Here is a 7,448-nt window from a genome sequence, read left to right on the forward strand (position 1 = left end):
TAAAATAATAACTATAATTATCCATCTTAAGTATATTACTTTAAAAAACCTTATTCAATAATAAGTTACTTATAACAAAAAAACAGTATATGTAATAAGCTTACATATACTGTTTTTTTGTTATTTTAATTCTTCTAATAGCTGTTCAATTTTGGGAGTACAACGTCTTCCACAGCAAGAGCCAGAGCCAGCTCCAGTAGCCTTTCTAACTTCATCTATAGTTTTGGCTCCATTCAATATAGATTTTTTTATTGATGCTCTTGATATACCTTTGCAAAGGCAAACTTTTGTAAGCTTATCAAGAATTTCAGCATTTATATTTTGTTCCATTAATATCACTCCAATTATAAATTTTTATATAGTAGATAATTATATTAATATCCTATCATATATTATCTTATTGAAAAAAATGGGGGGCTCAGATTATAATAAATAAGGGAATAAGTGAATCAATATTTATATAATAATAAATATTTTATAATATTTATTATTATATAAATATTATAAAATTATTTTTCAAAAAAGTAAAGAAAAATTTCATTTACAAAAATAATATTATATCTTATTATTGTAGAATCAATTATTTTAGAAGTAGAAGTTATCCGTGAGTACTAATTGATTTCTTGTTTTGGAGGTAGCATATTATGATGAAAAATATTATAAATATAATTTTAATAATAACTTGTTCGTTTTTATTAAGTTCTTGTGATAACAAACTAAGTACAGAGAGTAAAAATCCCAGCAATATTCGTCATACAAATCAAGGCACTAAAAATACTTTGCAAAATGAGAAGCAAAATAATGAAAAAGTTATATATGAGATACTTGGAAAATCAAATAAGCTTGCAGAAAAAGAAAAAGCTAGTGCGAAGAAGTGGATGGAAGATATTATTAGAGTAGCAAGAGAGAATCCTGATTATGTATTTGTGAATGGGGATACTACTAAGAAACAAGTTGCATTGACTTTTGATGATGGTCCCGATGGAAGAATTACTCCAAAGGTTTTGGAAATATTAAAACAAAACAATGTGAAAGGAAATTTTTTCTTTACAGGAGAAAATATCACTAAATGTCCTAATGTAGTAAAAAAGGCATATCAACAAGGGAATTTAGTATTAAATCATAGTTATAACCATCCAGATTTTAAGAAAGAAAATAATGATACAATTAAAAATCAGATTCTTAGAACCGAGAATGAAATATTTAAGATCATTGGAAAAAAGCCTGCAATTATACGTCCACCTTATGGAGATATAGATGATCGGATAGTAAAGGATATATTGGAAACAAACAATAAAGCAGTTATATGGTCTATAGACACTTTAGATTGGTCACAAAAGGAAAGAGATAATATAATAAAAAATGTACTTGATAATTTGCGTCCTGGAGATATAATTCTTATGCATAGCAATGGTGATAAATCAGAAACAGCAGCTGCATTACCTAAAATAATATCAGGTATAAAAGAAAAAGGATATGAAATAGTGACTTTAGACAAATTATTGGATATAAAGGCATATAAATAATTGAGAATTGTACTTAAGTATAGGATTTTAAACTAGAAAATTGACTTACACATCCCGGGGTATAAGTCAATTTTCTACCTTTGATATATATTCTACATAAAATGACCTCTACCTTGTTTATCCAGGTGTACTTTTACATCTACTCTTATATCTGATTTGCTTATGATTTCATTCCAATCTACACCTGTTCTTCTACCGTACTTTGAAGCTGCAGTTCTTCCTAGTTCTAAGCAATCAATTTTATATACATTTTTCATCTTATCTATAAACTCATAGCATTGTTTTTCAGTTACCTGAGCTAAATTATTTTCAAATTCCTTCTTTACATTTAAGTCGTCATTGAGATCTTTCAATAATTGATTTGTAATAATATCACCAGTTAAATCTATATTTATTGTGAATATATATTTGTCTCCTTCTTTAGAACATTTTACTTTTCTTTTAGATTTACCATAATATTCAACAAATTTTTTAGAACTATCTTGAATTTTCAGTATTCCTTTAACGTTACTTTCTCTTAATAAGTTCATTATTCTAGTATCATCTATATCAAGTTTAGTTACCATATTATATTTTTTAAATAATGCTGAGCCAGTAATTTCAATTGTACTTTCATTTGATGGATATTCTTCTTTCTTGATTTCGATATATGGCAGCACTATGTTTCTTCCCTCAGCTCCAGCTCTTACAAATAGATTTGATAAAGTATACTCTCTAGAAAAGAAATTTTGATCTTTAGCGCTTCTTATAAGACCATCTATATAATCAGAAGAACTGGGGTAATTAGGTATCTTAAACTTTAGCAAAGTGATAGCTTTCCCTTTACATACAGATACATTTGCGTTATTGTTTACCATAGGATTTTTATAAAGTATATCTACTATAGGTTTGATTCCATAATAGGCAGTTTCTTCACTTATAATGAAGGTTTTATCTAGCCCAAATATATCTAACTTATCCAGCTTTGTTTGTCTGTCCTGCCTAGTTTCACCTATGCTCATTGAGGTCCCTGTAAATACTCTATTTATAACTGAGGAAGTACTCTCAAATATATATGTTGATCGTGGAACTTTATATACCACATTACCAGATGTACCTTTTTCTATATCATATCCACTCCCCACTACAATAGTTAGGTTTTCTACAGGACTAAATTGTTCGATGCCACTAAATATCATAACTATTGTTATTGCGATACATAGAAAAATAATAAACTTAATTACTTTAGTATTTTTCACTTTTTTCACCCTTTTTAAAAAATATAAGTAAGGATATTAATGATATATAAAATATATTAAAAATTGTATATTTTGGAACAAAAAATTCTAAAAACTTTTTCCTTGTTGGCTCATTTACAAACATCATTGTCAAAGCGACAATTAGAATGCAAGACAAAATAAAGCTTAACATTCTACTTGTTTTTTTGAATATATCTTTCAATATAAAGGTTAAAGCATAAAAATAATTTGAACATAATGGTATTTCTATACCAATCCACAGAACTACAAATATAAACCTAAAATTATTTATAACTGTTATTGTAACACTTTCTATAACTACTACAAAGGACCAAAAATCTTTTGGAATTATATCCACACCTAAATAGTATATAGTTATAAAGACTACATATATATAGATTATTGCTGGTATAAGTATACCTTTGAGCAAAGAACTTTTAACTTTTTTAGCATCATTTACAAAGGGATATATTATTGCTATAAATTCTAATCCAGCATAGGAAAAAGTAGACTCTTTAGCTCCCTTTAAGATACCTTTAAAGTTGCTTTGAAACATAGGAAATAGGTTTTCAATTCTTCCTTTAGCTAAAGCAGGAATAGAAGCTAATATGAGAATCATTAACAAATAGGCGGATAGCTGATTTATTTTTCCTAAAACTTTTACTCCTTTATAAGCTGTATATGCTATTATCAGAGTAGAGGTAAATACGATACTAAAAGAGGAAATATAAGGTGTAGAATATGTCCTTATTAAATTACTAAAACCTGCTAGAGATAAACTTGTGTATACGAAAAAAAAAGTTAAAAATGCAAAATTTAATATGGTTCCTATAAATGTACCACAGTATTTTTTGCTTAAAACAAGTATATTATCCTTTGGATATCTACTAACAATAAAAATAATTAATAAAATAATATATATAGGATATATTGATCCAATTGCAACAGATATCCACGCATCTTGGTATGCATTTTCAACTAAAGAATTTGGTAGACTCAGTATTCCTATACCAATAATTGAGCCTATTAAAATATGCATAATCTCGCTAGCAGTTAAGAGGTTATTTTTTTGAATTCCCATCAATAATCCCCTCTTCCCTGTCTATCTAGTTTTACATTTACTTTTACCTTTATTTCAGAATTGCAAACTATTTGATCCCAATCAACATTTGTATCTCTTCCATATTTTGCAGCAGCAACTCTTCCAAGTCCTAGGGAATCTACCTTATATTCATTCTTCATTTTATCTAAAAATTTATTACACATATCTTCTATCTTACTTTCTAATATATTTTCAAATTCTTTTTTCGTTTTTTCGCTATAGCCTATTTGTGAATAAAGTTCATTGTTAACAATCTCTCCTTTAAATTTTAAATTAATATTAAACTTATAGTTATCATCCTCTCTCTTACAACTTACAGTTCTTCTAACCTTTGAATAAAAATCAATATAATGATTAGAACCTTCTACTATTGTGAGCATGCCTTTACCTTTAGTATTCTTCAGTGCATTTAATATTCTAGCATCTTCAATATTTGTTTTAGCTACCATTTTATCATTTTTAAATAATGCAGCGCCTGTGATTTGCAAGCCTTCTTCTCTTATTTCTATATAAGGCAAAACAGCGTTAATTCCTTCTGACTCTATTCTTACTAAAAAGTCTAGTAATTGGAAATTTTTTTCAAAAAAGTTATAATTACTTGCACTTTTAAGCATACCTTCAATATAGTCTGAGGAACCCGAATAAGCTGGAATTTTATACTCTAATAAAGAAGAGGCTTTACCCTTACATACAGCAACCTCTGATAGATCATTTACAGTATTAGAATTTAAAACTATATCCATTGTAGGTCTTATTCCTGATTTTGCATAATCCTCGCTAAAAATATCTACCTTTTCAAGACCTAAAATAAATTTTTTATCCATTTTTTTCTGTCTGTCTTTGCGTGTTTCTGCTGGACTTGTTGCAGTTCCAGTATATAACTTGGTTATAACTTTTGAATTTTGGCTAAATATATAAGCGCTAATAGATGTAGTATATAGTAAGTCTTCTGAACCTCTCTGCTCTATATCAAATCCAGTGCCTGATGGAAGTGAGAGTTCTTCTGCTGGCAGCCTATCTGCGCCACTTAACAAATATATAAATAGTAAAACACTTAATAATATAACAGCACTATTTTTTTTCATATGCATTACCCTTTTTTACAAAAATTATTAGTGAAATAAGAGATACATAAAGCACAGAGAATATTACTAATATAGGTGCAATAATTCTTACTAAATCTTTTATTATAACTTCATTACCATAACATAGAGACAAGAAAAATATTATTAGAAATATAAATAAGTAAATTTTTTTAGATTCTATTTTTCTATAGGTATCTTTCAAAATAAAAGCACAAGCAAAGTAGTTAATTGCTAAGCTTTTAAGAGTAACTAAAGTCCATAAAAACATTATTATGTACCTAAAGTTATTTAAGAATGGGAGTTTTATCTTTTCTACAACAAAAATAGATGACCATATGGTTTTAGGTATAAAATCAATACCTAAAATGTATATGGTTGTAAATGTAGCCCAGGAATAAATAAAACAAAGAAGCATAGCTGCTTTTAATGATGAATTCTTAAATTCTGCTGAGTTCTTTATAAAAGGATAAACTATGAACATTATTTCTATGCCGCCGTAGGAATATAATGAATTTATGCTTCCAATTAATATGTTTTTATAGCCATTTTGAAATACTGGTTGCATATTTAATAGTGTTCCAAAGTTTAACTCGAATAAAGGTATAATTATGATAAAAAGGATAATGTAAAAAGCTAATTCACTTAACTTTCCTAAAACATATAACCCTTTATAGGCAGTATAGGCTCCTATGCTAATAAATATAAGCAAAAACTTTGGTGCACTTAAAAAATCTAAAACATAAGTTCTAAGAAAGTTAGATATGCTAGAAGGCGGTACTGCAGAGTAAAATATAAAATTTATAGCAAATAATAAATTTAAAAAGCTTCCTAGATATTTTCCCAAAAACCTCTTACTAAGAGTTAAAATATTATCATTGGGAAACTGATTACTTATATAAATACATATAAGAATCATATAAAAAGGATAAATACCGCCTAATATTGAAGAAATCCATCCATCCTGTTTTGCAACTTCTACCAGAAAATTAGGTAAGCTAAGTATTCCAGAGCTAACGGCAGCACCAATTATAAAACATTTCATTTGGTTAGCGGTTAAGGTATTATACTTCCCTTTAGTCATCTTTCTTCCTCTTTAATTTTTCCATTTTTTTCTGAAGTCTGTTTGCCTTATCGGGTCTTTATTAGGAATAACTTCAGGTCTTTTATTATGCATCCAAATTGGTGCCCTTATAAAAGTATCCAGCATATCATTTTTGGTAAATTCTAAATATGGAACACCAAAGTTTTCGAGGGAAAATAAATGAACTATAATTAAAAACCAACCTATGCCTATGCCGTAGATGCCTAAAAAATTTGATATTATAAGCATAGGAAACCTTAAAAGTCTTATAGCTAAAGACATTTCAATATTAGGTATTACGAAGGAAGTTACTACAGTGATACCAACAAGAAATAAAGTTGTTGGGCTAACCATTTTAGATCTAACAGCAGTGTCACCTATAATTATTCCTCCAACAACGCTCAGTGTTTGAGCAACCTTACTTGGAAGTCTCAATCCACCTTCACGCAAAATTTCTATTAAAACTTCCATTCCCATTATCTCTAAGAAAGGAGTTAAAGCTATTCCTATTCTTGATTGAACAATAGGTGTTATAAACTTAATTGGTATAAGTTCTGCATTAAACTTAATAAGAGTCAGATATATAGAGGGTAAAGTAATTACTATAAAAATAGAGGCAACTCTTAATAATCTAAATAGTGAACCAGGCACAGTTTTAAAATTATAATCCTCAACAGTTTGAAAAAATTCTATAAAAACTGCAGGAACTGTAATGACAAAAGGAGTACCAGATACAATGATTGCAATTTTGCCTTCAAGTATATTTGATGTCACCACATCCGGTCTTTCTGTTGCATAGGATTGAGGAAAAACAGAATAAGTAGACTCCTCTAGATATTGCTGCAGAACTCCAGAATCTGTTATTTTATCTACGTCTATTAAGTTAATTCTCTTTCTTAATTCATTCACTATGCTTGTATCCGCTAAATTTTCCAAGTATACAATGGCAACATCGACCTCGGAACGCTGTCCTAATACAAATTGTTCTATCACCAAATTTTTATCTTTAATTCGTCTCCTTAAAATGCTTAAATTTGTTGATAGATTTTCTATAAAACCTTCTCTTGGACCTTTAATAGTTGTTTCATTTTCAGGCTCTCCTATAGAACGATATTGGCCTCCTTTAGTATCTAAAATTATTGCTTCACTCATTTGATTTATTAAAATAGCAGAGTTGCCTCTCTTTATCTCGTGAACAATGTTACTTAGGTTATTTTTAATATATGTATTACTCATAGAGATATATTTTTTAGAAATATAAGCTGCCAGGTTTTCTTTTTCAGGCAAATCTTCTTCAATTTTAAACATTAATGGATTTAAAATATCTCTGTCTATAATTGTTTTATCAGCAAGTCCGTTAACATATATTAGAGCAGCATCTAGAGGTTGAACTTTTCCAATATAGAATTTCTTTAT

At 28.3% G+C, this 7,448-nt stretch carries 7 protein-coding genes; 1 reads left to right on the plus strand and 6 read right to left on the minus strand.

Going from position 1 to position 7,448, the window contains the following annotated elements; translation table 11 throughout:
- Positions 1-120 precede the first annotated feature (120 nt).
- Positions 121-330 (minus strand): (2Fe-2S)-binding protein, encoded by a 210-nt coding sequence (locus I6U51_RS22065; protein ID WP_211144721.1) that lies wholly within the window; start codon positions 328-330, stop codon positions 121-123.
- A gap of 314 nt (positions 331-644) precedes the next feature.
- On the opposite strand from I6U51_RS22065, the gene I6U51_RS22070 reads away from it, so the two are divergent.
- Complete coding sequence (locus tag I6U51_RS22070) at positions 645-1,526, plus strand: polysaccharide deacetylase family protein (protein WP_211144722.1); 882 nt, start codon at positions 645-647, stop codon at positions 1,524-1,526.
- Between the two features lie 92 nt (positions 1,527-1,618).
- Here the strand turns inward: I6U51_RS22070 and I6U51_RS22075 are convergent, their stop codons facing one another.
- The 5 genes from I6U51_RS22075 to I6U51_RS22095 form a co-directional block, all read right to left on the minus strand.
- On the minus strand, positions 1,619-2,764 hold the full coding sequence (locus I6U51_RS22075) for a Ger(x)C family spore germination protein (protein WP_211144723.1): 1,146 nt from the start codon (positions 2,762-2,764) through the stop codon (positions 1,619-1,621).
- Positions 2,751-3,845, minus strand: coding sequence for a GerAB/ArcD/ProY family transporter (locus I6U51_RS22080; RefSeq protein WP_211144724.1), 1,095 nt, complete (start codon positions 3,843-3,845; stop codon positions 2,751-2,753). The genes I6U51_RS22075 and I6U51_RS22080 overlap by 14 nt, the downstream gene beginning before the upstream one ends.
- Positions 3,845-4,951 carry a Ger(x)C family spore germination protein gene (locus I6U51_RS22085; RefSeq protein WP_211144725.1) on the minus strand — a complete coding sequence of 369 codons (1,107 nt, stop codon included), beginning with the start codon at positions 4,949-4,951 and terminating at the stop codon, positions 3,845-3,847. The genes I6U51_RS22080 and I6U51_RS22085 overlap by 1 nt, the downstream gene beginning before the upstream one ends.
- The gene (locus I6U51_RS22090) at positions 4,938-6,032 is read right to left on the minus strand and encodes a GerAB/ArcD/ProY family transporter (RefSeq protein WP_211144726.1); all 1,095 of its coding nucleotides are present in this window, start codon (positions 6,030-6,032) and stop codon (positions 4,938-4,940) included. Before I6U51_RS22090 ends, I6U51_RS22085 begins: the two co-directional genes overlap by 14 nt.
- A 12-nt stretch (positions 6,033-6,044) precedes the next feature.
- On the minus strand, positions 6,045-7,448 hold a 1,404-nt coding region (locus tag I6U51_RS22095; protein WP_211144727.1), incomplete at its 5' end, for a spore germination protein.

Origin of the sequence: Clostridium aciditolerans (assembly GCF_016316925.1) — a bacterium.
GTDB lineage: Bacteria > Bacillota > Clostridia > Clostridiales > Clostridiaceae > Clostridium_AM > Clostridium_AM aciditolerans.

Coding starts and splice junctions, on each gene's coding strand:
- I6U51_RS22065 (WP_211144721.1), bottom strand. CDS start 330: ATGGAACAAAATATAAATGCTGAAATTCTTGATAAGCTTACAAAAGTT.
- I6U51_RS22070 (WP_211144722.1), top strand. CDS start 645: ATGATGAAAAATATTATAAATATAATTTTAATAATAACTTGTTCGTTT.
- I6U51_RS22080 (WP_211144724.1), bottom strand. CDS start 3,845: ATGGGAATTCAAAAAAATAACCTCTTAACTGCTAGCGAGATTATGCAT.
- I6U51_RS22085 (WP_211144725.1), bottom strand. CDS start 4,951: ATGAAAAAAAATAGTGCTGTTATATTATTAAGTGTTTTACTATTTATA.
- I6U51_RS22090 (WP_211144726.1), bottom strand. CDS start 6,032: ATGACTAAAGGGAAGTATAATACCTTAACCGCTAACCAAATGAAATGT.